23 protein-coding genes, 2 tRNA genes and 3 pseudogenes are annotated in these 25,144 nt (G+C 70.8%); 15 read left to right on the top strand and 13 right to left on the bottom strand.

Annotation, left to right across the window (positions count from 1 at the left end; all coding sequences use genetic code 11):
- The first annotated feature begins 18 nt into the window (after positions 1-18).
- A complete protein-coding gene (locus BIV25_RS53705; protein ID WP_256257109.1) occupies positions 19-825 on the top strand; it encodes a hypothetical protein in 807 nt (268 codons plus the stop codon).
- A gap of 1,107 nt (positions 826-1,932) precedes the next feature.
- A complete protein-coding gene (locus BIV25_RS39270) occupies positions 1,933-2,157 on the top strand; it encodes a hypothetical protein (RefSeq protein ID WP_071377339.1) in 225 nt (74 codons plus the stop codon).
- 825 nt (positions 2,158-2,982) lie between these two features.
- Here the strand turns inward: BIV25_RS39270 and BIV25_RS39265 are convergent.
- On the bottom strand, positions 2,983-3,729 hold the full coding sequence (locus BIV25_RS39265; protein WP_071377338.1) for a DUF4097 family beta strand repeat-containing protein: 747 nt from the start codon (positions 3,727-3,729) through the stop codon (positions 2,983-2,985).
- A gap of 220 nt (positions 3,730-3,949) precedes the next feature.
- Here BIV25_RS39265 and BIV25_RS39260 point away from each other — a divergent pair, with 220 nt between their 5' ends.
- A complete protein-coding gene (locus tag BIV25_RS39260; protein ID WP_071377410.1) occupies positions 3,950-4,759 on the top strand; it encodes a metallophosphoesterase in 810 nt (269 codons plus the stop codon).
- Here the strand turns inward: BIV25_RS39260 and BIV25_RS39255 are convergent.
- Positions 4,746-5,204, bottom strand: coding sequence for a MarR family winged helix-turn-helix transcriptional regulator (locus tag BIV25_RS39255; RefSeq protein WP_177235577.1), 459 nt, complete (start codon positions 5,202-5,204; stop codon positions 4,746-4,748). The genes BIV25_RS39260 and BIV25_RS39255 overlap by 14 nt on opposite strands.
- A gap of 183 nt (positions 5,205-5,387) precedes the next feature.
- Here BIV25_RS39255 and BIV25_RS39250 point away from each other — a divergent pair, with 183 nt between their 5' ends.
- Positions 5,388-6,353 carry an alpha/beta hydrolase gene (locus tag BIV25_RS39250; protein ID WP_071377337.1) on the top strand — a complete coding sequence of 322 codons (966 nt, stop codon included), beginning with the start codon at positions 5,388-5,390 and terminating at the stop codon, positions 6,351-6,353.
- Between the two features lie 221 nt (positions 6,354-6,574).
- On the opposite strand, the pseudogene BIV25_RS39245 reads toward BIV25_RS39250, so the two are convergent.
- The 3 genes and pseudogenes from BIV25_RS39245 to BIV25_RS51710 all read right to left on the bottom strand — a co-directional run bounded on the left by BIV25_RS39245 (position 6,575) and on the right by BIV25_RS51710 (position 10,339).
- Positions 6,575-8,233: pseudogene (locus BIV25_RS39245) on the bottom strand (ABC-F family ATP-binding cassette domain-containing protein).
- 79 nt (positions 8,234-8,312) lie between these two features.
- Positions 8,313-9,947, bottom strand: a complete 1,635-nt coding sequence (locus BIV25_RS39240; protein ID WP_071377336.1) for an ABC-F family ATP-binding cassette domain-containing protein — start codon at positions 9,945-9,947, stop codon at positions 8,313-8,315.
- Positions 9,948-10,246: 299 nt separating this feature from the next.
- Positions 10,247-10,339, bottom strand: a tRNA-OTHER gene (locus tag BIV25_RS51710).
- A 144-nt stretch (positions 10,340-10,483) separates the two neighbouring features.
- Between BIV25_RS51710 and BIV25_RS39235 the strand changes: the two genes are divergently transcribed.
- Positions 10,484-10,738 (top strand): hypothetical protein, encoded by a 255-nt coding sequence (locus BIV25_RS39235; RefSeq protein ID WP_071377335.1) that lies wholly within the window; start codon positions 10,484-10,486, stop codon positions 10,736-10,738.
- The gene (locus BIV25_RS39230) at positions 10,735-11,109 is read left to right on the top strand and encodes a PIN domain-containing protein (protein WP_071377334.1); all 375 of its coding nucleotides are present in this window, start codon (positions 10,735-10,737) and stop codon (positions 11,107-11,109) included. The genes BIV25_RS39235 and BIV25_RS39230 overlap by 4 nt, the downstream gene beginning before the upstream one ends.
- Before the next feature lie 20 nt (positions 11,110-11,129).
- On the opposite strand, the gene BIV25_RS51705 is transcribed toward BIV25_RS39230, so the two are convergent.
- From BIV25_RS51705 to BIV25_RS48395, 4 genes and pseudogenes are all read right to left on the bottom strand, one after another.
- A tRNA-Val gene (locus tag BIV25_RS51705) sits at positions 11,130-11,224 on the bottom strand.
- 148 nt (positions 11,225-11,372) lie between these two features.
- Positions 11,373-11,750 (bottom strand): toxin Doc, encoded by a 378-nt coding sequence (locus BIV25_RS39225; protein ID WP_071377333.1) that lies wholly within the window; start codon positions 11,748-11,750, stop codon positions 11,373-11,375.
- Positions 11,750-11,989, bottom strand: a complete 240-nt coding sequence (locus BIV25_RS39220; RefSeq protein ID WP_071377332.1) for a hypothetical protein — start codon at positions 11,987-11,989, stop codon at positions 11,750-11,752. Before BIV25_RS39220 ends, BIV25_RS39225 begins: the two co-directional genes overlap by 1 nt.
- Before the next feature lie 76 nt (positions 11,990-12,065).
- Positions 12,066-12,191, bottom strand: a pseudogene (locus BIV25_RS48395) (O-methyltransferase); the annotation flags it as partial.
- 198 nt (positions 12,192-12,389) lie between these two features.
- Between BIV25_RS48395 and BIV25_RS39215 the strand changes: the two are divergent.
- Positions 12,390-13,187 (top strand): hypothetical protein, encoded by a 798-nt coding sequence (locus BIV25_RS39215; RefSeq protein ID WP_071377408.1) that lies wholly within the window; start codon positions 12,390-12,392, stop codon positions 13,185-13,187.
- A 395-nt stretch (positions 13,188-13,582) separates the two neighbouring features.
- On the opposite strand, the gene BIV25_RS39205 is transcribed toward BIV25_RS39215, so the two are convergent.
- Entirely contained in the window at positions 13,583-15,208 is a 1,626-nt protein-coding gene (locus BIV25_RS39205; RefSeq protein WP_256257108.1) for a phospholipase D-like domain-containing protein, read from the bottom strand.
- A gap of 600 nt (positions 15,209-15,808) precedes the next feature.
- Between BIV25_RS39205 and BIV25_RS39200 the strand changes: the two genes are divergently transcribed.
- From BIV25_RS39200 to BIV25_RS39190, 3 genes are all read left to right on the top strand, one after another.
- Positions 15,809-16,543, top strand: a complete 735-nt coding sequence (locus BIV25_RS39200; protein WP_071377329.1) for a dienelactone hydrolase family protein — start codon at positions 15,809-15,811, stop codon at positions 16,541-16,543.
- A gap of 147 nt (positions 16,544-16,690) precedes the next feature.
- On the top strand, positions 16,691-18,046 hold the full coding sequence (locus BIV25_RS39195; RefSeq protein ID WP_071377328.1) for an endonuclease domain-containing protein: 1,356 nt from the start codon (positions 16,691-16,693) through the stop codon (positions 18,044-18,046).
- 358 nt (positions 18,047-18,404) lie between these two features.
- Positions 18,405-19,139, top strand: coding sequence for a Type 1 glutamine amidotransferase-like domain-containing protein (locus BIV25_RS39190; RefSeq protein WP_371273121.1), 735 nt, complete (start codon positions 18,405-18,407; stop codon positions 19,137-19,139).
- A 274-nt stretch (positions 19,140-19,413) separates the two neighbouring features.
- On the opposite strand, the gene BIV25_RS39185 is transcribed toward BIV25_RS39190, so the two are convergent.
- Positions 19,414-19,857, bottom strand: a complete 444-nt coding sequence (locus tag BIV25_RS39185; RefSeq protein WP_071377326.1) for an MscL family protein — start codon at positions 19,855-19,857, stop codon at positions 19,414-19,416.
- Between the two features lie 234 nt (positions 19,858-20,091).
- On the opposite strand from BIV25_RS39185, the gene BIV25_RS39180 reads away from it, so the two are divergent.
- Positions 20,092-21,045, top strand: coding sequence for a phosphotransferase family protein (locus BIV25_RS39180; protein ID WP_071377325.1), 954 nt, complete (start codon positions 20,092-20,094; stop codon positions 21,043-21,045).
- A 109-nt stretch (positions 21,046-21,154) separates the two neighbouring features.
- Here the strand turns inward: BIV25_RS39180 and BIV25_RS39175 are convergent, their stop codons facing one another.
- Positions 21,155-22,006, bottom strand: a complete 852-nt coding sequence (locus BIV25_RS39175; RefSeq protein ID WP_107486610.1) for a class I SAM-dependent methyltransferase — start codon at positions 22,004-22,006, stop codon at positions 21,155-21,157.
- Positions 22,007-22,445: 439 nt separating this feature from the next.
- Complete coding sequence (locus BIV25_RS39170; RefSeq protein WP_071377323.1) at positions 22,446-22,868, bottom strand: hypothetical protein; 423 nt, start codon at positions 22,866-22,868, stop codon at positions 22,446-22,448.
- Between the two features lie 382 nt (positions 22,869-23,250).
- On the opposite strand from BIV25_RS39170, the gene BIV25_RS39165 reads away from it, so the two are divergent.
- From BIV25_RS39165 to BIV25_RS39150, 4 genes and pseudogenes are all read left to right on the top strand, one after another.
- The gene (locus tag BIV25_RS39165; protein WP_071377322.1) at positions 23,251-23,667 is read left to right on the top strand and encodes a Tat pathway signal sequence domain protein; all 417 of its coding nucleotides are present in this window, start codon (positions 23,251-23,253) and stop codon (positions 23,665-23,667) included.
- The gene (locus BIV25_RS39160) at positions 23,664-24,284 is read left to right on the top strand and encodes a class F sortase (protein WP_071377321.1); all 621 of its coding nucleotides are present in this window, start codon (positions 23,664-23,666) and stop codon (positions 24,282-24,284) included. Before BIV25_RS39165 ends, BIV25_RS39160 begins: the two co-directional genes overlap by 4 nt.
- A 118-nt stretch (positions 24,285-24,402) precedes the next feature.
- Positions 24,403-24,894, top strand: a complete 492-nt coding sequence (locus tag BIV25_RS39155; RefSeq protein ID WP_071377320.1) for an RNA polymerase sigma factor — start codon at positions 24,403-24,405, stop codon at positions 24,892-24,894.
- Positions 24,878-25,144, top strand: a pseudogene (locus BIV25_RS39150) (hypothetical protein); the annotation flags it as partial. The gene BIV25_RS39155 and the pseudogene BIV25_RS39150, both read left to right, overlap by 17 nt.

The raw sequence follows: 25,144 nt of genomic DNA, 5'->3' as shown, positions 1-25,144 counted from the left end.
GTGGGGCAGGATGTCGGCATGACCAAGCGCGCCCGGACCACGAGTCGTGCCACAAAACCGCTGTTCAAAGCCCCTATGAGGATCGGTTCCCTGGATGCTCCGGCCGTCGTCGGTGAGCTGCGTCAGATGCACGAGGACGCCGAGGATCCCGCCGTGGAGCGCATGCCCGCGGATGACGAACTGTTCGGTGCGCTGCTGTATGCGGAGAAGAACGTCCAGGCGCTTCGGAGGCAACCCCCCGAGGTTCAGCGCGCTGCAGCGCTGAAGCGCGTGCGGTTGTGGGAGTACCTGCGCGAGCAGACCGAGATCCATCAGGTGCGTGCGGTGGATGACGCCCGCCTAGCCGGAGCCCCATGGCTGGAGCTCGCTCCCGCGTTGGCGGTGGCCGCGCCGAGCGCGGCGTACAACAAGGCGAAGCGGCTGAAGGCCGTCGAACTCACCGACGAGACTCCCCAGGAACGTCCTGTACGCCGGACGCCTGAGGCGGTGCTCAAGGCCGAGCAGCGGCTGGCCCTGGAGCGGGCCACCGAGCGGCGAGCCCAGGAAGCGGCTCAGCGACGACACGAGTTGCTGGTGCCGGTTGCCACTCGGCTGCTGGAGCAGCGCGAGTCGTTGCGGCGGGACGAGGACGCCGATTACTGGATGGAGGAGATCGAGGCCGTACTCCCCCACTGCCAGACACCCCTGCAAATGATGAGCCTCAGCCGCTATCTCGACGCCGTCCTGCGAGCCCTGTCCCATCTGGAGAAGCGCACGGCACGTTCCGCAGCGCTGACGGAGGAGGCACGGGTGGCCCTGGCGGCTGCGGTGCAGCTCCAGGAGTGAGAGGCGGCGCGCCATCCGCTCGCTACCTATTACGCCGTAATAGCCTGCGCCCGAACATCGGTGACGCGGCAGTAGCCGAATGGGGAGCAAGCAGTCGGCCGCGCTGTTCCTCAGGCCTATTACGCCGTAATAGGCCTGAGGAACGCGTGGACTGACGAGCCGAGCTGAGCTGGCTGGGGGGCGTGCGATCTGGTCCAGGAAGCTCTCTCGTTGTCGCGCCCCTCGTGTGTCGACGACCCTCACCTCGTCGTCGCGCTGGACGGAAGAGGACCCCCGCTCACGTCGCTCGGCGGTCGCGACATCGTCGTACCGGGCCCGGTCTGCGGGCGCTGGTAGCCGCGCTTCCGGCAGTCGGATCGGTCGCAGTACGAGGCAGGGGAGTAGGAGACCTGGCTGAGGCAAGAGTGTCGCGGAGGCGGCCGGGGCCAGGCCGGCGTGCGAGGATTTCGAATAACCCTGACCCGCTGCAAGCCGGGGGAGTGGCCCCGTCCCGGCGGACTGATCGTGTCCGTCTGGGACATCGGCCGCGTCCACTCCGCCTGATCGTGCCACGGGCGAGTTCATCGAGAGGGACGCTGTCTGGCTGGCCGTGGGGTGCGCGAGGTCTGCCCAGTCTCGTTGAGGGACCCGCCCTCAGGCTATTACGCCGTAATAGGTTCTGACCCCGTCGGCGAGAGGACGGTGGGGGAGTGGCCCGGCTGATGAACCACGCTGAGCTATTACGCCGTAATAGGTCTACGGCGACTCTTCGCCTGGGGCCGAGTCCTTCTCCACCACCGCGAGGGTGGCAGGGAGGTGCGCGTCCCCGTCGTCGACTTCGCCAGTCAGTGCCACCTTGAGGCAGATCACTTCGGACGCGGCCGCACATCTGCCGCCTCAAGGAACAGAAGGAAGCCTTCCGCATAAAGCAGCCCCTGCTGAGCTCCACGCCCGCAGCAAGGCCGAGTGGTGGGGAGCCGCATGCTTCGGAGGAGATGCCTGGCTTGTTCAGTACCCGCCGTGCCGCCCTCGTCCTCACCCGCTTCGAGCCACCTCCTGGCCGACGGCGGAAGTTTGACGCGAGCGCCCTGACGTGTTGTCAAGCTATCGGGCTGAAGGGGGACGCGCATGAAAAGGAAGGGCATCATCCAACGAGCCGCCGTCGCATCGGCGTCGATCGTGGGATCGGCGACGCTCAACACCGGGCTCTCGGGCACTGCGCAGGCCGCGAGCTGCGTGAATCCGGGAGGCGTGACACCGGCCCTGGACCTCAGGGCCAACGGCAGCGACGTCGGGTACCTGTATCTGGGCTACTCCTCCTTCGCCAGGGCGGTCGCCCACGCAGAGGTGTAAGAGGGGAACTGCGGCGACACGCCGTAATATCCGGCGGCATCCACTCGCGATCCGAACAGTTCGATTCTTCGCTCAGAACGATTCTCCGGGAAACGGCTTCGATTGCGGCGTAGCGATTTTCGCGTCTGTGTGCCGAGGAACTCGCGCACGCCGCCCATCAGATCCGCCCGTACTCCAAGGCGACGCGTGACAACGTCCCGGCGCGCCCGCGTGGTGGGCGTCAGGCGGCCGGCTCCGGCTTGCCCGTCTTCGCCAGGGTGTGCATGACGGAACGCTGCTGCTACCAAGACGTCACTGAGCAGAGGCCGATGCGGCTTCCCTTTTCCCTTCCCCTTCGCGGTGACGGGCTTCCGCTGCGGCCGCCGACGGCCCCGGTACCCGTCGAGGAAACACGTGTTACTGCCGGACGCGCACCGCGACCGGCATGGTGTTATCCCTCGGCTCGCAGCTTCGGCCGGCCCGAGGGCATGGCGGATGCGCGGGCGCCGTCCTCGTCGAGCAGGTGCGCAGTGCCTCGGGAGTGCGGCAGCACCAGTAGGCGTTGCGCGACAGCGCCTGTCCCTGGTCGTCCGTGGGCGCCGCGGTGAGCGCAGGGGCCTTGCCGACGGGGCCCACGTCGACGCGGGCGCGCAGAGTGGCGCGCGTCGACGGGCAGCGGGCGGCCCGCTGATGCCCTGACCGTGCTCCGATAACGTCGCCAGAGGCTGGGCTGTTGCCGTGACTCCCTGTCAAGTCCCTCATACGTGTGAACTCTGGGCCGGGCCCGGTGGTGGGGGCACCGTGATCAGTCGCCTTGATCAGCGGCCACGCCGTAGGACGCCGACGTCACTGGCCTGCCGACCGCACCGTCAAGTCACCGTTCGTCGTCGACAGGTCCAGGCGGTACGTGCCTGACGGGTCGTTCTTGAACGCCACGTGCTTGTCGCCGTGGGAGTCGTCCGCCGAGATTCGGTACGCGGCGGGCGGTGCCGTGACCGTGAGGCTGCCGCTGGTCGTCCGGGCCTTGATGTTCTGCGGGGTGGCCGTCCGGATCGTGACGTTGCCGTTCGACGTCTGTGTGTCGATTCCGCCGCCCTTGGCGTTCTTGACGTCGACGTCACCGTTGGACGTACGCAGCTTCACGGGGCCCCTCGCGTCGGTCACCGCGATCTCACCGTTGCTGGAGTGCACGTCGACCGTGCCGACATCGGTCAGTGCGATGCCGCCGTTGGAGGTGCCTCCCGTCACCGGAAGACCGGCAGGCACCTTGACGCGGTAGTTGACCCCGCAGTCCGTGCCGCAGCCGGAGAGCGTCAGAACGCCGTTCTCGACGTGGAAGGACGTGCCACTGGGCTTGTCACCGCGGTAGCCGACCTTGCGGTGCACGGAGATCGTGGAGGCGTCGGCCGAAGCAACCACCTCCACCTCTCCGTTCCTGTTGTCAAGACGGATCGAGGTGACTCTCTGCGCCACCTTGGCGTCGTCCTCGAAGGTCTTCTCCGGGCCGAGGACCGAGGAACACGCGGACAGTCCGCCGACCGTGAGAGCAGCCAGAGCCGCCGCCGTAAGGACGCGTGCCTGTGAGCGTCGCATGAAATTCCCCCGTGTGAAGCGAGTCGAATCGATGACCAGTACTCGCGATCCTACGTAGCCCCACTCCCGCTCTCACTGGGGGAAACCCCCCAATGCCGGGGCTGCGAAGCAGCGCTCTGACCCGCGCGAACGTGTCAGAGCGATGATGAGCGGACCCCGTGAACCACGCGTCAGGCGAACGGTCCCGCCCTCGATCGGACCTCGTCCCACAGTGGTGACCATGCTGAACCGAGTAGCCGTACTGTCCGACATCCACGGCGTCCTGCCCGCCCTGGAGGCCGTGCTCGCCGAACCGGAAGTGAGCGCAGCAGACCGCATCGTGCTCACCGGCGACATCACCGCCGGCCCTCAACCGACCCAGGTCCTGGACCTGTTGACCGGTCTCGGCGACCGCATCGTCTGGATCAGTGGCAACGCCGACCGCGAACTCCTCGAACACCGCCGTGGCCAACGGGACTCGATCCCCGATCCGATCGCTCCATGGGCCGCCGAACAGCTACGCGAAGACCACCTCGACCTTCTCGGCCGACTGCCCCGCTCGGTCTCTCTGCCGGTGCGCGGCCTCGGACAGGTGCTGTTCTGCCATGCCACCCCTCGTGACGATGAGGAGGTCGTACTGGTGGACTCACACCTCGACCGCTGGCGAGATGTCTTCAGCGGACTCGACGACGATGTCCGCACGGTGGTCTGCGGACATACACACATGCCGTTCGTACGCCTCGCCCACGGCCGACTCGTGATCAACCCCGGCAGTGTCGGCATGCCCTATGGGCGGGCGGGAGCCCACTGGGCGCTTCTCGGTCCCGGAGTCGCACTGCGATCGACCGGCTTCGACACGGAAGCCGCCGTCACCCGGATCACTCAGGACTCTTCCTACCCCGACATCGCCGAGTGGGCCGACTACTACCTGCACGCGCGGGCAAGCGACGCCGACGCGCTCCAGGCCTTCGGCCCACGGGACGGGCGCGGCGACGGCGCGTTGCCCGCCCGTCTGCCGTCGGGCTCGGCCGGTGGGGTCAGTTGCGGGTGACGTTCGCGGTGATCAGGCGGAGCAGGTGTTTGGCGGTGGTGTCCTGCTCGGGTGTCAGGCCCATGGCCCGGCCGATGGCCGGGGGGACGGTCCGGGCCTTCTCGCGGAGATCCGCACCGGACCGGGTGAGGCGTACCGCGACGGAGCGTTCGTCGTCGGTGCGTCGCTCACGGTGGATCAGGCCGCCCGCTTCCAGACGCTTGAGCAGCGGGGAGAGGGTGCTGGACTCCAACTGGAGCGCGGTGCCCAACTCGCGAACGGAGACCGAGTCCTGGTCCCACAGGACCAGCATGACCAGGTACTGCGGGTACGTCAGCCCCAGCTCCTCCAGCAGCGGCCGGTAGCGCGTGGTGACCGACCGCGAGGCGGCGTACAGGGCGAAGCACAGCTGGTCCTGGAGCAGCAACGAGTTCTGTTCTGCGGCGTGGTGCGCGGCCTGGTCCATGACTGCGGTCCCTCATGCTTGCGTCGTCGGTCAGTGCGTTCCAGCCTACAGCATTCAGTGCACGCAATTATCCGTTGCACGACTTAGTTGTGCACGACTGAATTGGGCAGTACTGTTCCTGTCGTGCCCGCCGGACAACGACGGGCCGTACCGACCGCCGACACGACCCACGAGGAGAACCTCATGTCCGAGACCGCCGCCCGCCCGGTCCTGGAACCGGCCGCCGCCGCTTTCGCCGAGGCCACCGCGAACCCGCCGTACCTCTTCGACCTCGGTCCGGCCGAGGGCCGCAAGGCCGTCGACGAGGTGCAGTCCGGTGAGATCGACAAGCCGGAGATCGCCGAGGAATGGGTGACCGTCCAGGGCGGGCCCACCGGATCGGTCCGGGCCCGCATCGTCCGGCCGGTGGACGCCGAGGGAACGCTGCCGGTGATCGTCTACATCCACGGCGCGGGCTGGGTCTTCGGCAACGCCCACACCCACGACCGGCTGGTGCGCGAACTGGCCGTCGGTGCCCGGGCAGCTGTCGTCTTCCCCGAGTACGACCTGTCTCCCGAGGCCCGCTACCCGGTCGCCATCGAGCAGAACTACACCGTCGTCCAGTGGGTGGTGCGTGAGGGGGCGGCCAAGGGCCTCGACGCCACCCGGATCGCGGTGGCCGGCGACTCCGTCGGCGGCAACATGTCAGCCGCGCTGACCCTGATGGCCAAGGAACGCGGCGATGTGCCGCTGGTGCAGCAGGTGCTGTTCTACCCGGTCACCGACGCGGCCTTCGACACCCCCTCCTACCACCAGTTCGCGGAGGGGTACTTCCTGCGCCGTGACGCCATGCAGTGGTTCTGGGACCAGTACACCACCGACGAGAACCAGCGGGCCGAGATCACCGCCTCACCGTTGCGCGCCACCACCGACCAGCTGCGGGACCTGCCCCCGGCCCTCGTCATCACCGGTGAGGCCGACGTGCTGCGCGACGAGGGCGAGGCCTACGCGAACAAGCTCCGTGAGGCCGGAGTCCCGGTCACCGCCGTGCGCCACCAGGGCATCATCCACGACTTCGTCATGCTCAACGCCCTGCGCGAGACCCACGCCGCCGAAGCCGCCATCAACCAGGCCGTAACCACCCTGCGTACGGCCCTCGGCACCGTGTGACCCAGCCGTAGCCGTACCCCGGTCCGTGGTCCGGGCGGGACGACCGCCCGGACCACGGTGCCCATGGGCGCGGTCGACGGAGACCCGCGTGCACTCAGGGTTGCCGCACTCGGCTGTCCGGGCGTCGCCTCCCGGACGACGTCCACCTCGTCCGGCGTGATCGTGTCCGCCGGTCCGGACTCCGGGTACCAGGCGCCCAAGCCGCCCAAGCCGCTCCGGTGTCACGACCGTCTCGGACCGGGGCGAGCGCCCGGTCCGGCTACCGGCTCCAGCCGGAGTTCGCGGCCCTGCCACCGTCGGCGCAGCCAGCGGTCGTGGCTCGCGAGGACGATCGCGCCGGGGCCGGGGCCGAGCGCGGCCTCCAGCTCGTCGCACAGGGTGGGGGACAGGTGGTTGGTGGGCTCGTCGAGCAGCAGCAACTGGGGCGGGCGGGCGACCAGGAGGGCCAGCGCGAGGCGCCGGCGCTGCCCCACGGACAGCTGCCCGACCGGTCTGCCCAGGTCGGCCTCGTGCAGCAGACCGAGCGAGATCAGCGGCACCTGCTCGGCCCGCGCCGGGCCCAGCGTCAGCTCGTAGGTGTCGCGTGCGGTGCGGTCGGGCCGGTCGAACACGGTGTCCTGGCTGAGCACCCCCACCGTCAGCCGGCGCCGTCTGCGCACCTCGCCCTCGGCCGGGAGACGTCCGGCGAGTACGGCGAGCAGCGTCGACTTGCCGGCCCCGTTGCCGCCCGTGACCAGCAGCCGGTCGGTGGCCGTCACCGCCAGGGAGTTCAGCGCGAGCCGGCCCGGCACCCGGACGTCGTGGAGGGACACCAGGGGCTCCGGGCCCTCCTGGGCACGCGCGGCCGGCTCACCGGCCGCGAACCGGAGCGGCCGGGGCGGCTCGGCGACCCTCGTGCGCTCCAGTTCCTCCAGCCGCCGGGTGGCGTTGCGCACCCGGCGGGAGATCTGTTTCTGCACCCGGCCGGCCCGGCGGCCGTAACCCATCTTCTCGTTGTCACTACGGCCCCGGTCCGGCGCGACCCGGTGCGCGCCGACCCCCGCCGAGTGCCGCAGCTCCTCCAGTTCCTCCTGCTCCTCGGCGTACCGCCGCTCCCAGCGTTCCCGCTCGGCGCGCTTCTCGCCGAGGTAGGCGCTGTAGGTGCCGCCGTAGCGGACCGGGCCGTCCGGCGCGGGGTCGAGGTCGACCAGGTCGGTGCAGACGGCGTCGAGGAACGCCCGGTCGTGGCAGGCGGCGACCACGGTCCCGGGCAGCGCGCGGACCTGCTCCTCCAGGAAGGCGGCGGCGCGGTCGTCGAGATGGTTGGTCGGCTCGTCCAGCAGCATCGCCGACGGCCGCCGCACGAGCAGTGCGGCCAGGGCCAGCCGGCCGCGCTGCCCGCCGGAGAGCGAGCCGAGCGTGCGGTCGTGCCCGAGCGCGCCGAGGCCCAGGCCCTCCAGCACCAGGGCCGCGCGGCGGTCGGCGTCCCAGGACTCCCGGTCCTGGGCCTGTTCGAGGCGTCTGCCGTAGGTGTCGAGGAGGTGCGCGCGGCCGGGATCGTCGTCCGGGACGCGGGCCAACTCCTCGCCGAGTCTTTCGAGTTCGGCGAGGTCCTCGCGGGCCTCGCGCAGCGCCTCGTCGAGCACCGCGGCGATGGTCGAGGCGGCGACGAAGGGCATCTCCTGGTGCAGGAAGCCGAGGTCGCCGGGGCGCGTGACGCTTCCGGCGTCGGGTCGGTCGAGGCCGGCGAGCACCCGCAGCAGGGTGGACTTGCCGACGCCGTTCTACCCGATCAGGCCGATACGGTGGCCGGGGGAGGCGGTCAGGGACACGCCGTCCAGGACACGCCGCGCCCCGAGGACGCGGACGAGGTCATGGGCGAGCAGAGCGGGTCGAGGCACAGGGATCCGTCCCACGTGAGCGGTGGTCGGCCCGCCGGGCACAGGGCCTCGGACGCGGGCCACGTCACACGTCGGCGGCTCACACCTCAGGGGCTCCGGTCTCCGTGAGTGTGCCGTCGGCCAGCCGCAGCCAGCGGTTCACCCCGATCTCGGCGAGGAACCGCTCGTCGTGGCTGACCACCATGAAGGCGCCCTGGTAGGAGTTGAGCGCGCTCTCCAACTGGCCCGCGCTGACCAGGTCGAGGTTGTTGGTCGGCTCGTCGAGCAGGAGCAGGTGGGGGGCCGGCTCGGCGCACAGCACGCAGGCCAGGGTGGCGCGCAGCCGTTCGCCGCCGGACAGGACGCGGACCGGCAGATGTGCCCGGGCGCCGCGGAAGAGAAAGCGGGCGAGCAGGTTCATCCGCTCCGCCTCGGGCCGTTCCGGGGCGAAAGCGGCGAAGTTCTCCGCCACGGTGCGGTCCGGGTCCAGCAGGTCCAGGCGCTGTGAGAGATAGGCGATGCGGCCGTCGTTGCGCCTGAACTCCCCACAGTCCGGGGCGAGTTCGCCGGTGACCAGCCGCAGCAGGGTGGTCTTGCCGGCGCCGTTGGGTCCGGTCAGCGCGATGCGCTCGGGGCCGCGGACGGCCAGGTCGACGCCGCCCTCGGCGAACACGGGCCGGCTCGCGTGGTGGACCTGCATCCCCTCGCCGAGGAAGAGGTTGCGCCCGGCGGGCACCTGGGTGTCGGGCAGCTCCAGGGTGAGGCGCTGCTCGTCGCGCAGCGCGCGTCCGGCCTCGTCGAGGCGGGCTCTGGCGTCGCTGACCCGGGCCGCGTGCATCTGCCCGGCCCGGCCCGCGGACTCCTGCGCGCCGCGCTTCATGTTGCCCGCGAAGATACGGGGCAGACCGGCGTTCTTGAGGTTGCGCGCGGCGTTGCTCTGCCGGCGTTCCGCGCGTTCGCGGGCCTGCTGCAACTCCCGCTTCTCCCGCTTCAGTTCCTGCTCGGCGTTGCGGACGTTCTTCTCGGCGACCTCCTGCTCGGCGCGCACGGCCTCCTCGTACTCGGTGAAGTCACCGCCGTACAGGCGCAGTTCGTCACTGCCCAGCTCGGCGATGCGCTCCATGCGGTCGAGCAGCGCGCGGTCGTGACTGACCAGCAGCAGGCAGCCGGTGAAGTCCGTCAGCACGTCGTAGAGCTTGTGCCGTGCCTGCAGGTCGAGGTTGTTGGTGGGCTCGTCGAGCAGCAGCACGTCGGGGCGCTTCAGCAACTGGGCGGCGAGGCCGAGCGAGACGACCTGGCCGCCGCTCAGCGTGCTCAGGCTGCGGTCCAGGGTGAGGCCGGCGAGGCCCAGGCGGTCGAGCTGCGCGCGGGTGCGCTCCTCGATGTCCCAGTCGTCACCGATGGCGGTGAAGTGCCCCTCGCTCACGTCGCCGGACTCGACGGCGTCCAGGGCGCGGATCACGTCGGCGACGCCGAGCACCTCGGCGACGGTGAGGTCACCGGTCAGCGGAAGGCTCTGCGGGAGGTGGCCCAGCGTGCCGCCCACGACCACCGAGCCGGTGGCGGGCCGCAGTTGACCGGCGATCAGCTTGAGCAGGGTGCTCTTGCCGGCGCCGTTGGGGGCGACCAGGCCCGTGCGGCCGGCGGTCAGGGCGAAGGACAGGTCGTGGAAGACCGGGGTGTCGTCGGGCCAGGCGAAGGACAGGTTCGAGCAGACGACAGCGATGTCGGACACGGGGGCGACCTCGATGGATCGAGGGCAGAAAGAGACCTCTGCCCTGGGCAGACATGGGAAAAGGGGTACGACGAACGGGCCACCTCGGCTGCGCTCCTCGGCGCGTCCGGTGGCCGTCAGATCCGGGTCTCACCCGGAGATGTCGTCTTCACCCACCATGTCTGCGGCTCCCTTTCGGTGCAACGTGCACAGTCCACGTCACCGGCAGCGTAGCAGCTGCCTTCCTTCCTGCCTGCGTCCGGTCGGACGGGGGCGCGGTGGGCGTGTGACCGTGACTCACCCATGTGCGGGCCGTGTTGCGGAGAGGGCAGGATTCGAACCTGCGTGGACCACGAGGGTCCGACTTCGGGCTGCTGCCCTGGTCCCCGATGAGCCGCTCCGGGCACCTCTCCTCGCTCCCGGCCTCCGCGGTGTCCCGCGGTGCCGTTCACGAGTACGACGATGCCAGGGCCGGCTGACATACGTCTGACCCGCTGCTGACGCCCCGTGCCCGCCGTACGCCGCACACCAGGTTCTACCGGCGGTAGAATCGCTGTATGAGCAAGCCGACGAGCATCAAGACCAGCGAGGAAGTCCGCGACCGCCTGCGCATCCTCGCTGCGGAGCGCGGCACCACGATCACCGAGCTGCTGGAAGAGCTGGCCACCCGCGAGCTCACGGCGGCCGAACGGGATCAGCGGGCCGCCGAGGCCGCCCGTGAGCTCGGCGTCGAGTACACCGAGCAGGTCCAGCAGGCCGGCCAGGACGCCTGGGCGAAGATCCGCGCCCATCAGGGCGGCGCCGCCGCATGAACCTGACGGCTGTCCTGGACCACACCGCACTCGCCGCCCTGTACCGCGCGGATCCCTTCTTCACCGGCCTCTACATCGAGGCCTCACGCGGCACCGGCCGCGTCATCGTCCCGTCGCTGTCCGTCCTGGCCGCCGAACGCCAGATGCCCGGCGCGGGCAGACACGCGGCATCCCTGCGCTTCGCGGCACACACCCCGTTCACCGCGGCACACGCGGCGGAAGCGATGGACTGGAAGAACGCGGACTGGCCGGTGGCCCACGCGGCCGCGATCGCCTGGCACGCGGTCAAGGCCGGTGCGCCGGTCACGGTCCTCTCCCTGCAACCCGACCTCTACCAGGGCACGGGCATCACCCCGCTGAACCCCCTGTGAACCCGCCCGGGGCGGCGTTGCGGAGAGGGCAGGATTCGAACCTGCGTGGACCTGGTGTGGGTCCGACTCCGGGCTGCTGCCCTGGTCCCCGATGAGCCGCTCCGGGCACCTCTCCTCGCTCCCGGCCTCCGCGGTGTCCCGCGGTGCCGTTCACGAGTACGACGATGCCAGGGCCGGCTGACATGCGTCTGACCCGCTGCTGACGTACGCCGGCCTGCCGCCCCCTGCCGGCCAGCGGTCTCGGCCAGGACCGCCGGGCCGCCTCAGATCCTCCAGGAGCGCAAGGTGTCGGCGACGGCGTAGACACTCAGGCGGGTGTCCCGGATCTTCCGGACCAGATCGGACAGGGCGCCGTACGGCGGGTCGATGCCCTCACCGGACTGGTCCATGTACTGGGCGGCCACGAAAGCGGCAAAGAGGCTGTTTCGGTGCGGAAGCGGCTCGAGGCGCACGATCGTGTGCAGGAGCGCGGCCGCGCGCCAGGCGGTATCCGGATCGGACGTCTCCAGCGTCGGCATCTTGGTCTTGTGCCGCGCGACGGTCGCCACCAGCGCCGAGTAGTCGGTCACCGTCACGTCCTCGTGCCCGAGGGCCGTCTCCTGGACGTCGAGCAGCCAGGAGACATCGATGTACAGAACCATCAGGCGGCCGCAGCTCCGCCGCCACGCCGGGAGGGCGGAACCTCGTCGGGGAACGCCTCGTCGAACTCGCCGCGCAGCCTGTCGGCCCACGCGGCGGCGCCGGCGACGAACCGTTTGCGATGCATCTCGCGTACGCCGAGATCATGGAGGTACTGCTTCAGGCTCTTGCCCTCCGCGGTGGCGGCGGCGCGGACGCCTTCCATTTCCTCGTCGGAGAAGGACACGTTCAGTGATGGCATTCTCTGATGGTACCTAGTTGGTACCAAGCCTGTCAGCCGCCCTCCTGACCCCCGTGCGTCAGCAGCGCTGGGCGATGTCGATGAACGCGATGTCGATGACCGGCTCGGCGTCGAGCGCGCGCAGTGTCTCCAGCGCGGGGGCGATGCGCAGGTCGATCCGGTCGGCGACGCCTGCACGCTCCCCGTACGGCCGGCCGACAGCGGCGCGGTGAACCGTACGGGCTCCTCGTCAGCCTCTTCCACGCCGACGTGCCCAGCCCGCCGCCGGACGCCGAGGGGCACCGACAGCCCGGGCACCCTGCCGGGGGGTTCGGGTATTCGAGGTCAACTGCCGCTGACTGGGCGGGACTTCGAGGTCCGGGGCGAGGGTGTGTCGGAGGTGCGTGCCACACTGCGGCGCATGTCTCTTGCCGAGCTCAGCCTTGATCAGTGGCGGTCACTCGAACTGCCCGCCGCACGTCGTGTCGCCCGGGAGGCGGCGGACCTGGTGGATGGCCGTGTGACCGTCGTCGAGACCGTCGAGCACCTCGGTGCCCCGCTGCACCGCGTTCGGATCGAGCGGCACACACAGGAGTTCGCACTGATCCCCGGTGGCGCACTGACACTCGGATTCGACCTCGACGCCTGGCATCCGACGCCCGGGCAGACTGCCGACTACACCGAGAGCCTGGATCAGGGATTCGGCTACGGCCCCGATCTTCGGACCCACCTCGCGCAGGTTCTCAGCCCACGCCGGAAGGTCGTCCTGGCGACGGTGCTCATGGCTGTGGAGGACGAGGACCTGACCGGTCCGCCTGCCGACATGCCGGCTGCGCTCGGGGCTCGCGGCCTGCGGTTGCCGAGTTCCGACGAGTGGGAGCACGCCTGCGGAGCCGGCGCGGACACGCTGTTCCGTTGGGGCGACGACCACCCGCTCGACCGCATCCCGTACGAGGACCGCACCGGCCCGCACCAGCAGTTGAACGCCTTCGGCCTGCGCATCGCCTACGACACCTATCGCGTGGAGCTGACCAGCGACGTCACCGCGGTGCACGGCGGAGACGGCGGCGAGTCGGTGTGCGGAGGGTACGGCCGCATGCTGGCGTGGCTGCCCCTGGCCACCGCCAACCGCAACCCTTCCACGGCCGAGTTCGTGTACGGACCGGACGGAGAAGACCTCTGCGAGGACTTCTCCACGCGGCCTGTGCTCACGCTCTGATCCTGTGGCACTGCCGCCGAGCGCTGAACGCCGAACGCCGAACGAGGCGATCACGGCGAGGAAGTGCACCTCGCCTCGGGCGCCGTGCTGGAGGGCTGCGCCGGTGGTGGGCACCACGAGGAGCTGGACAGGGCTTTCGGGCGCCCGAGTGGCTGTGTCAGCGGCTTGATCTTCTGGCCGAAGGGGCCGGAGGCGACGGCCGCTGAGGTTGTCGATCAGGCTCTGGCGTACCGGCCCTTCGCGCGGTGAGAGGGCTGGGGCCCGAAGCCCGATGGCCAGGGCCGCCGCGACAGCACCGGCACGAACTGCGCGCAGGCCGCCCCCCGTTGTCCTGCGGTGACGACCACGGACAGCGGGCGGCGGCCGTCGGCGCGTGCGCGTTCCTGTGGCGGGACTCAGTCCTGGCAGACGCCGCGTGCGTAGTCGTACGTGGCCGTCGCCCGCGAGTACCGCCACTGCGGCGCGAGCAGCTTCGTCCTGAGCTGGGTCGCCGCGACGGGGCTCTCCACCACATAGCCGAAGTCCTGGAGCCAGGACGGGTAGAGGTTCTTCGAGCCGATGTAGAAGGCCGCGTCGTCGACCGAGACCAGCTTGTGGTGCTGGGCGTAGGGGTGGCCGTCGGCCCACGTGGCGCTGTCCGAGCCGCGGAAGGTGGCCAGTTGGAGGGTGGAGCACATCGTCGTGCGGGCGGTGCCCCTGTCGCCGGTGAGCAGGGCGAGGCGGTCGCGCAGGGTGTCGCTGATCTCCGAGAGGGACTTGATCTGTGAATAGCCTCCGCTGCCGACCGCGCCCCGGTTGGCGGGGTCGCTGACCACGATGCGTACCTTCACGCCAGCGGCCATCTTCGCGGCGAGGGCGTCGTAGAGCCTGATGTCGTAGCGCGGCAGGGGCGGGCAGGTGGCGTTGAGGTCCTGCTGGGAGATCTCGATGCGGTCGCGGGCGCTTGCGACGAGGGCGCGCAGGGCGCTCTCCTCGGGGTTGACGGTGTCGTAGTCCCGGTCGGCGTTGGTGTTGTCGTGCAGCCCCACGCCGCACCTGGTGTCCGCGGCGGTGGGCAGGGCCGGGCGGAACCTCGACGCCGGGTCGCTGCTCTTGACGCCGACGCCGAGGCCGCCGACCGCGATCGCGGGGACGTCACCGCTGGGGCTCGGGGTGCCGGCGTCCGCGGCCAGCGACGGTGTGCAGCCCGCACCGTTCGACGAGGCGAACCAGACGCCGGCGATGTTCGACCTGTTCTCGCATGTCCAGGACCACAGCGTGTCCAGGTACCTGCCCGCGGACTTCGCGGCGGGGCCGGTCAGCGCGAGATCGACGTCCGTCACCGGGTGGGCCGTGTCGAGGTAGTCGTGCTTCCAGCCGTTGATGCCACCGGTGACGACCGACTGGTTGTCGACGACGAGCAGCTTGGAGTGGTTCCAGGAGAACGCGGTCTTCGAGGTGGTCATCGATGCCACGTTCAGCGTGATGTGCTCGGCCGCCTTGCCCAGCTTGGCGGTCAGTTCGGTGCGGTATCTCGACGGCATCACGTTGAGGTGATAGATCGGTGCGGCGCCGACGAGGACGCGGACCTTCAGCTTGTTGCCCGCGGCGGCCGATGCCCGGAGGCCGTCGACGATCGCGTCCTGAAAGGCCCCGTCGGGGAACGGCGCGAGGGAGGATATGTCGACGGTGTGCCTGGCCTTGGAGATGTTCTCGGTCATCTTGGCGAGCAGCCGCTGGGTGCCGGGCCGGTCGGCGCACGTGGCGTCGCCCCAGCAGCCGGGGGTCTGGAGCAGCCAGTCCGAGGGGTCGGCCGTCGAGGAGTCCAACCGGTTGCCCGCGGTGCGCTCCCAGACACTGCCTTCGAGGCCGGGCGAGGCCGTGCGTAACGCCCGCTCCACCGCGTCGAGGTGCGGGGTGGCCGATGGACCGGGGGAGTTCGCGAGGGCCGGAGCGGCGGGCAGTCCCGCGAGGACCAGAGAACAGGCGACGACGCGGCCCGTGAGACGGAACCGACGGTGTGGCTGACGGCGGTGAGCCAATTCTTTTCGCATTCTGGCAGGCGCCCGGGGGCGCACCTTCAAGATCAGTTTTCGGAGGCTACCAACGACGTGAGGACCGCCGGACCGCTCGGCGGCGCCGTTGGCCGAGAACCGCCTCCTGCCCCCGGTGGCGTCGGCTCGGCACTGCTCGTCGGCACGGTGAGCGGGGCCGGGTGCCGGGAGCAGGACCCAAAACGCCAGGCGAACGTACGGTGGGTGGACGCCCGGAGTGTTCTCGTCGTGCCGGTCCGGTTGGCGGCCGCGCAGGAATCGTCTCGGCGCGGTTCGGGAAGTGCGGGGGCGGGGCTGGGGCCGGCTCTGGTTGGTACGTAGGGCACGTCGGGGGAGCCGACGAGGCCGCGGGAACGTCATGTTGCGTGGCCGGTGCGGCTCGTTGATCCCCGCAGAGGCGACGAGGACCGAAGAGCCCAGTCGTCATCTGTCACGAACAGGGCTGTGGACTATGTTGTGGGGATGACTACCGGGACGGCATCGCGCCACACACGGATTGGTGACCCGGTGCTCTCCTGAGCGCCGTACGGGCTCCGCCGCCGTCGTGTTGATCACAGGCTCGACACATCAACCACGACAGGAGAACTCATGCCCACCAAGACGTTGCAGATTCCCACCGCGGACGGCCAGGCCGACGCTTTCGCCGCCTTCCCCGACCATGGCGAGCAGCACCCGGGGGTGCTGATGTACGCGGACGGCTTCGGCATCCGGCCCGTGCTGCGGGAGATGGCCCGCGAACTGGCCGGGCAGGGCTACTACGTGCTCGTCCCCAACCTCTTCCACCGGCACGGCCCGGCACCGGTGGTCGAACTTCCCGAGCACATCGGAGAAGAGGCCCGGCCCGCGATCTTCGCCCGGCTGATGCCCTTGATCGAGGCACACACCGCCGCACGTGTTCTGAGCGACGCCGACGCCTACGTCAGGTTCCTCACCGCCCAGCCCGAGGTCGGCGCCGGTCCGGTCGCGGTGACCGGCTACTGCATAGGCGGCCTCTACGCGATGCGCACCGCCGCGGCCCACCCTGGCCAGGTGGCAGCCGTCGCCGCATTCCACGGCCCGGTGGGCGCCGACGGGCCCGACCTCTTCGCCGAGCTCACCGCCCAGGTCCACCTCGGCCACGCCGAAGGCGACATGACGCCCGAGGCCCTCGGCGAGCTCAACCAGGCTCTGGACGCCGCAGGTGTCAGCTACACCTCCGAGATCTACCCCGGCACGATCCACGGTTTCACGATGTCCGACACCGACGCCTTCAGCGCCTCCGGGCTGAAGCGCCACTGGGACCATCTGCTCCCGCTCCTGGACCGCACCCTGGGCAACAGCTGAGGCCCCGTCCCGGAGCCACACCTTGAAGTACACAGCGCTGCGCCCGCCGGCCGATGCCGCCGGGGGCCGCACCCGGCGCCGAGGTGGGTGAACGGTGCCCGCGTCGACGGCTGTCAGCCTGTCGGCGCGGGCCGATAGCCTGTCGGTATGCCTGAGCGTGTGGTGCCGGGCCGCGCAAGCGGCTTGATTCCTTTGGACGTTGCGGACGCTCTGTGGGCCGGCTTGACGACCGACAGCCCCGTGCCGACGGCCTCTGCGGCGCTCACCCGCTCTCCCGCCAACGCCCAGGTGGGGTACGTCCTGCTCGGTGGCCGTGTGGTGGCGACGGTGAAGGCGAGCGGCGGTCGGTGGAGTGTCGCGGAGATGGAGGTGCGCCGGGCGGCGGCGGAACTGAACGCGGTGGAGATGGACTGCGAGGACCTGGTCCGCATCGGTCCGTTCCGTGGCTCGCCGGAGAAGCCGAAGAAGGAATGCGACGAGGGAACGCTGACGCACTGGCGCCGGCGCATCACCCGGGAACCGCAGGAGCCGGCCGAGCCCGAGCGGCCAGTACGACGTGACGGCGGCCGGCCGTCCCACCTGGCGGGGATCGACTGGCAGCGGATACTCGTGGAGCGCACGCGCGACCGGACGGCGCGGACATGGTGGCTGCCGCGCGCCGTGGTCAGGCTGCTGGACGCGGCCGAACACACCGAAACGCAGTGGCTGCACGCCGCACGCACCCGCCGGGAAAGCACTCCCGTCACCGAGCCGCACCACCGGCGGGCCCGCCCCGCCGACAGCCGGCGGACGACGGGCCCCGACGGCTCAACGGCCCCGCTGCGCCCGTACAACGGGGAGATGGACGGCCACCTGTACTCGGTACTCAGCAGGAGACCGGGCACCTCCCGCAAGGTGGCCGGGTGGACCTGCGCCGTCTGCCGCACATCCCCCGCGGCCGTACTCGACCACTGCCACGAACACGGCTACGTCCGCGCTCCCGTCTGCCAGTCCTGCAACACGCAAGAACGACCGGACCACCTCTACCGCAACGACATCCGCGTGGCCAACCACTACACACGCCTCTTCGACACCCACGCCGCCGACTGGCTCCGCCACTGGCACCGCTGCCCCGGCTGCCGCGCCCGCACCACCCTGCCTCTGCCCCACCTCGCCGCATGGACCGCGCACGTGGCCTGCCGATCGCTGCGCCCGACCCACCGTGATGCCCGCGGCTCCCGCGCGCGCAAACCCTGTGGCGTGCTGCGCGTGTCCTGGACGGGCAGTCAGAACGCGCCCGGCTCCTGCCTGCTCACTGTCGCCGTCGACTTCTGCCCTTCCGGTGAGCACCGCGTCCTGACACAGGTTTCCTACCGCGAAGCCGCCAAGCGGTTCGGCGCCTGGCTGGCCGAGACCGCCCCTGCCGTGGCCGCCGCGGCCGGCCCCGACCGCCTCGACGGCCTCCCCGCCCGCTTCCGCCCAGTCATCGCGGACACCGACGGCGAGGGCCTGGCACTGTTCTGAACGAACGGCAACAGAACCGACACCGACGTCAACCCACACCCGCCCGGCGCCGGTTCGCAGCCCACCCGGACAAGGGCGGGTGTCCAGGCCGAGCGGCCCTCGAAGCCGAAGGCGAGCGCGGCAATAGCCAATCTGCGGCGTGGCAGCGCTCTGATCCTCGAACGCGACGATGAGGAGCCCGGAGACCGGTACGTGCAGGTCTGGATGCGTGAGGACAACACCTTCCAGCTGGAGTACCGGGACGGCATCCCTTCCGGGCACTATCAGACCCGAACAGTCTCGCGTGATGGCCTGGCACCGTACGGACAACGTCCGCGTCTGGATCCTGAACAGAGGAGGCACCCTCGTGGCTGTCGTTGTGGAACGGCGTGTGGCTCTTCTCGGGGGTGGCTTCTCCACCGACGACGACGGTCTGCTGGATGACTGGATGCTCGGCCAGGTACGTGCTCCCCGGCCCAGGGTGTGCTTCGTTCCGACAGCCAGTGGTGACGCCCCCGCCTACGTCGATCAGTTCCTCGCGGCATACCGGTCACGTGCCTGTGAGCCCGGTGTCCTGCAGCTGTTTCGGCGGGACCTCGATGACGACGACCTGCGAACGTTCCTGCTCTCTCAGGACGTCGTCTATGTGGGTGGGGGCAACACCGCGAATCTGCTGGCGGTCTGGCGTGCGCACGGCGTGGACCGGCTACTGCGCGAGGCCTTCGACCGCGGGACCCTGCTCTGCGGCATCAGCGCCGGCGCCAACTGCTGGGCCGAGGGCTCGCACACCGACTCTTTCGGGCCGCTGACCCACCTCTCTGACGGGCTCGGTCTGCTGCCCGGCTCGGTCTGTCCCCACTACGACAGTGAGCCGGGGCGTCGATCGTCCTATCGGGCGGCTGTGGCAACCCGCGCGCTTCCGGCCGGTTGGGCAGTGGAGGACGGCGTCGGTGCCCTCTTCACCAACGGTCGGTTGACGGACACGGTGACGTGCACGCCTCGGGCCAGGCTGTACCGGGTGGAGCCGGACGGGGACGAGGGAGTCAGGGAACGAGCCCTGCCAAGTCGTCTGCTCGTCCCGGGCGATGGCCCTGCTGAGGGGAGACCGGGCTGACCCGAACCAGGAGTGACACGAGCGGTGGCCCGCCGACTCGCGTCCCGCTGCTGGGGCGAGCACCCCGCCGTTCCGCGTGTCCGTACCCAGCACCGCGGCGGCCGCCGCATGACGGACGTATCCGCGCCCTCGTCAGGACCGCCGCACACCGACGGCGGAGTGCCGTTCGACCGGATCCGGGGGACAGGCTCGCGGCGCCGGCCGAACGTGCTGCTGGTCGTCGCCGTCGTCGTCGTAATTCATCGTCCGGCGGTCGGAGCCCCCGCCCAGTGCCCTACGGGTGCTGGGCCGTGCCCGTCGCGGGCTGCTCCGTCCCGCAGTACCGGCACTTGCCGGCTGCGGCGGGAATGTCCTCGGAGAGGCAGGCGGGGCACGTCTTCACCGCACCGGCCTCCTTGAACGCGACTACGCCGCGCCGGGCCTGGATCTTTTTGTACGGCACGACGAGCAGGAAGTAGACGACGGCCATGAAGATGACGAAGTAGATGACCGCCGAGATGAACGACCCGATGTCGAGGAACGTCGCCTTGTTACCGGGCCGCCCGAGCTGCCATCCGAGCCCGAAGTTCCGGCCCCCTTGTGCCCGCGCGATGATCGGGTTGATCACGTTGTCCGTGAACGACTTGATGAGGGTGCTGAACGCCAGCGCGACGATCAGCCCGACCGCCACGACGACGATGTCGCCCCGCATCAGGAAGTTCTTGAATCCCCTGAGCATCCTGTCTCTCCGCGTCGTCGCCGGTTCAGCTGATCGGATCGTCAGAACGCTAACGGCCCTGTGCGGCGGGCTGAGGATGCGACGCGCAGGGATTGCGGCATCCGGTCCAAAGACAAGATCCCGTCGCGGAGAGCCGCACAGTCCCGGAGGTGACGGTGTGCCGACGTGTCACCCGCCGCCCGGCACATGCCCGGTGCTTTGCGCGTGCCGTCCTGCGGATGATGAGGTGGCACGGTGACCGACCACGATGAGGCGGCGCCTGTCCGACCGTCGACCCTGGCCTGGGTGAGCCGGCACCTGGAGGCCGGCGAACGGATCGTCGGCGTCGAGGCGCTGCGCGGCGGCATCACTGCCGACATGCGGAGGCTGACCATCGGCACGCGCGACGGAGGCACCCGTGACCTGGTGCTGCGGACCTTCGTCGACGTGGAGCGCGCCGAGGACTGGCTGGACAGGGAGGCCGGCGCCCTGACCTTGCTCGCGGGGACCGGCGTGCCGGCTCCCGGGCTGGTCGCGGTCGATCCGACCGCCGAGCACTGCGCGTATCCGTCGCTTCTGATGACCCGTCTGGCGGGCCGGACGGTTTTCGACGACGAGGGGCTGGAAACGCGCATCCCCGTACTGGCCCGTCAACTCGTGGCGATCCACGCACTGCGACCCGCCGTACGGCCCCGGGCCTATGTGGCGTTGACGACCGCCGACACCGTCGTCGTTCCGAAGGGTGCCGACGCGGCGGCATGGGCCGCGGCGGTCGACGTGATCTGTCAGCCCGCGCCGCGCTATGAGGGGCGATTCCTGCACCGCGACTTCCAACCCGGCAACGTGCTGTTCGACGTGCCGCCCGCAAGGCCGGCGGAAGCCCGGATCACCGGTGTCGTCGACTGGGCAGGCACATCCTGGGGTCCGGCGGACCTCGATGTGGCGCACTGCTCGGCCAATCTCGCGCTGCTGCACGGCCCGGCGTGGGGTCTGCGGTTCGCCGAGGCGTATGAGGAGGCCGGCGGGGTCCTGGCCGCGGCGGCGAGCGAGCGGCTGTACTGGCAGGTGCGGGACGGACTGGCGCTCTCGGAAGAAGTGGGGTCGGTGGCGCGGCCATGGCGGGAGGCCGGGAGGCCCGAGCTGACGACGCGAGCCGTGGAGGAGCGGCTGGATGCCTATGTCACCGCCCTGATGGACGCCCTGGGGTGAGAAGCAGTACCTCAACGGCCCGTGCGCGCATGAGCGGCCGGCCGCGTAGGAACCCGGCTCCCCTGATCAGGCGCCTTGGAAACGATCAGCCAGGGAACCGGGAGGCGTTCTACCGGCGGACCGCCGAGATCAGTCCGCCGGGCCGCTCCTCGCGCTGCGGCGGGGTGCTGATCGGGCGGCCGTAGACGGCGGCGCGCTCGCGCAGGGTGTGGCATTCGGCCTCCCAGCCGTGCCCGGCCAGCCAGCCCACCGGGTCGTCGGGCATCTCCGAGACCCACATGGACGCAGCCGAACCCGGTACGGCGTCCGCGGCGAAGCGCTCGATCACGCCGCGCGAGCCCAACGTCAGCCCCATCCGACTGCCTGCCGCCGACTGCGCGCTGATCCGGGCCAGCAGCAGTTCCACCGCGTCCTCGGGCAGGTAGATCAGCAGCCCCTCGGCGATCCACACGGTCGGCGCCGCCGGATCGTGCCCCGCGGCGGTCAGCGCGGCCGGCCAGTCCTCACGCAGATCCACCGCGACGGTGATCCGCTCACAGCGTGCGACGGCCTGCTCCTGGCGCAGCACCGAAGCCTTGAAGTCCAGTGGCGCGGCGGTGTCGACCTCGAACAGCCGGGTGCCCTCCGGCCAGTCCATCCGGAAGGCCCGGCTGTCCATGCCGGCGCCGAGCAGTACGACCTGCCGGACCCCGGACGCGGAGGCCTGCTGCAACAGATCGTCGAGGAACTTCGTCCTGATCACGATGGAGAACGCCACGCCCAGCCGGCGTCGTCGCGCGGCCTCGTCACCGGGCTGTGGCGCCGAGGAGGGCCCCAGGCCGCCGGTGGTGGCGAAGGCCTGTGCCAGCGGATCGCGGAACAGCGCGTCCTCCCGCTCGGTCTCCAGCGCCCGCACCCTGGCCACCCCCACCGCCGTGGCCCACACTCCCGACGGCTGCACCTGCTCCTGCTCATCAGTCACCGCGCCAGCCTAGATGATCGACTTCAAGGGGGGAATCGATCACCAAGGAGAGTCGCCCGCCGCAGCCGAGGCTCTGAGAGACGCCGGCCAGGTCGGCGAGGACTGCGTACGCGACCTCGTCCATGCGTTCAACGCGCGGGGTTCCGGGGACGGCGGCCCGGGAAGTCGTCCAGCCGGCCCTCGGGAACGACGGGCCAGCCCTCGACGGCCGCCGCCAGTTGGGCCTCGAAGCCGGCGTCGTCGTATCGTATGGCCCGCCAACTCGACTACCACGAACGGCACTTGATGACGCGCCGCCCCCGCGAGGAACACCCCCGGCGACATGGATTTCCGGATGACCGTCCGAGACCTACCACGAGCCGGAACTCCGGCGCATGACACATGACAGGACCGCCGCACCCGTGCGGTGCGGCGGTCCTGTCATGTGTCAGCACCCTTTTCAGCGGACGTGGACCGTCACCACGTCGGAGCCGTGCAGGCGCACGGGGTGCTGGTCGTGCGCGCTGGTCAGGCCGTACAGCACCGCGCGGAACTGAAGGTCGCCGCGGCGTGCGGCCGTGCCGTGCGCGGTGACCTGCGCGTCGGCCGTGACCGGGGCGCTGCAGGTCTCCTGGTGCCACCCCTCGCCGAAGCCGTTCTCCTCCAGGCACAGCTGATGCAGGTAGCCGGCGCTGTCGTCGTCGCCGTGCGCGGTGACCGTGATGGTGTTTCCGACGTGCGCCGAGTGGGGCGCCGTGATGTCCACGTCGCCCTTGGCGAACGCCGGCACCGCGGCCAGGGTCACCGCGGCCACCCCGAGTGCGCCGATCACGGCCAGCCGGCCGCCGCGCGCCTTCATCCCGGTCTTCTTCGTCCTGGTCATGGACTTCCCTCCCGCGGGTCTCCCGCACATGGCGAGACCCGTCCCCTTTCGCGACGGCGCCCCGTTGCGCCCTCGCCGATCATTCAGATGGGTCGGCGCTGCCGCCCGTTGCGCACCTTCCGGTGCCGTTACGTACCCATGACAAACGCCTCATCCGAGCCTGAATCCCCGTCGGTGGACCCCGAGTTGCCTCTGCCGGGCGCGCCGCCCCTCCCTCGACCGCTACGCGGCGGCCCGGGGCTGACCGTGCGTCACCTCCCGCACCCCGCGCGACTTTGCCGACCCTTTACAACCTGTGTCGATCCTGTCTCGTCTCTCCGCTCGGTCCATCACACAGCCCGCCCGGCCACCCGCCGGGCCGGCCGACGAAAGAGAGCGATTCATGCGCCGAACAGTCCTCAGCGCCACGGCAGCCGCGTGCGTCGCCGTGCTGGCGAGCACGGTGCCCGCGTTCGCCCACGGGGCGAGCGCGTCCCCGACACCCCGCCCCTCCGCCCCCTCTGCCTCGGCCACCTCCGCCCCGTCGCCCCGGCCGAGCACGCCGGCCGGCGGCGAGCCGAGCGCGGTTCCCACCCGGGTGCCGAGCCGGGCGGCCAGCCCCGTGCCGAGCGTCGTGCCGAGCGAGGGCCGCGGCCAGGTCGGTGTCGTACCGAGCGGCGCTCCCGACACCGGCGTGGCCACCGGCTCCAACGGCTCCGGCTCGGACGGCATGCTGATCGGCGGCGGTGCTGCCGGCGCCCTCGCGGTGGGCGGCGCGGCCGTCTTCCTCGTGCGCCGCCGACGGGCGACCGGGGCATGACCCACCTCTCCAGGCGCGCCTTCGTCACCGCGGTGCTGGCCTCGCTGCTCGTGAGCTGTGCCGGTCACGGCGGCGACGGGGCGTCGGCCACCCGCCCCGGCGGCACGCACGTGTCCGCCGGGTCCTCCGCCGGCCCGGCGAACGCGCCGTACACCCTGGGCCGTTCGGTCCCCGCGCGGCTGCGGATCCCCGAGATCGGCGTCGACACCCCGGTCATGCGACTCGGGCTGGCGCAGGACGGCAGCGTGCAGGTGCCCCCGATCACCGCGCACGACCAGGCGGGCTGGTACCAGCACTCCCCGACGCCGGGCCAGACGGGTCCGTCGGTGATCCTCGGCCATGTCACGGTCGGCGCCTACGGGGACGGCGTCTTCCGCCACCTCGACCGGCTGCGCCGGGGCGACGGGATCACGGTGCGCCTGGAGAACGGCAGATCGGCCGAGTTCACCGTCACCTCCGTACGGACCGTCGCCAAGGCGGACTTTCCGACGAAGGCGGTCTACGGCGACGTCGACCGGCCCGAGCTGCGGCTCATCACGTGCGGCGGACCCCGCACCGGCGACGGCTATCTCGACAACGTGATCGTCTTCGCCGCGCTGAGCACCGCGCGCCACTGACCGGCTGCCGCCCGCCCCGGTCCCGGGCCGATGGAACGTACGCCGTCGGCCCGGGGTCTTTCCCCACGGGCGCCCCGCGCCCCGGGCGCGACGAGCGCCCACACCCCTATGGAGAGCGTTGAATCGGTCCCGCGAGAAGGCGGCAGCAGAGCTGTTCGCCGCTCTCTACCCGCGCCTGGCCGGCTGGTGCCGCCGTCTGGTCGACGACGACGAGACCGCCCACGAGATCGCCTCGGAGGCGTTCACCCGCCTCTGGGCCCGCTGGACGTCCGTGTCGGAGCCCCGGGGCTTCCTCTACGTCACGGCCGCCAACATCGTCCGGGACCACTGGCGCCGACTGGAACGCGAGCGCAGGGCCATGCGCCGCGCCACCGTCGAGGAGTCCGTGCGCCCGCCCACCGAGCAGACCGACCCCTCGGTCCGCCTGCTCGTCCAGGCGCTCCCCGAACGACTGCGCATACCGACCCTCCTGCACTACTACGCTGACTTGCCGATCCGGGAGGTGGCCGTGCTGACCGGGCGCAAGGAAGGAACCGTCAAGGCCGACCTGCACGCGGCCCGCGAACTGCTCCGCGCCCACCTGAGGAGAAGCCTTGATCACATACAGTGACGACGGTCCGGACTTCGATCCCGACGACCCCCTCACCGTCATCATGCGCCCGCCCGCCGAGCACCTCGCCCCGCCCCCCGGCCGGTACGAGGAGATCCGCCGTGGCGCGGCCCGCCGCCGTCTTCTGCGCGCAGCCGTCGGAGCCGGCGCGACCTGCGCGGTCGCCGCCCTCCTCGCCGTACCGATGCTGCGCACCGCCCACCAGGCCCCCGCCTCCCCGACGGTCCCCCTCGCTCCGCCCCCCGCGAGC

Origin of the sequence: Streptomyces sp. MUSC 14 (genome assembly GCF_001866675.1) — a bacterium.
Taxonomy (GTDB): domain Bacteria; phylum Actinomycetota; class Actinomycetes; order Streptomycetales; family Streptomycetaceae; genus Streptomyces.
The sequence above is the reverse complement of the archived record's forward strand: the minus strand, read 5'-3'. Positions and strand labels throughout refer to the sequence as shown.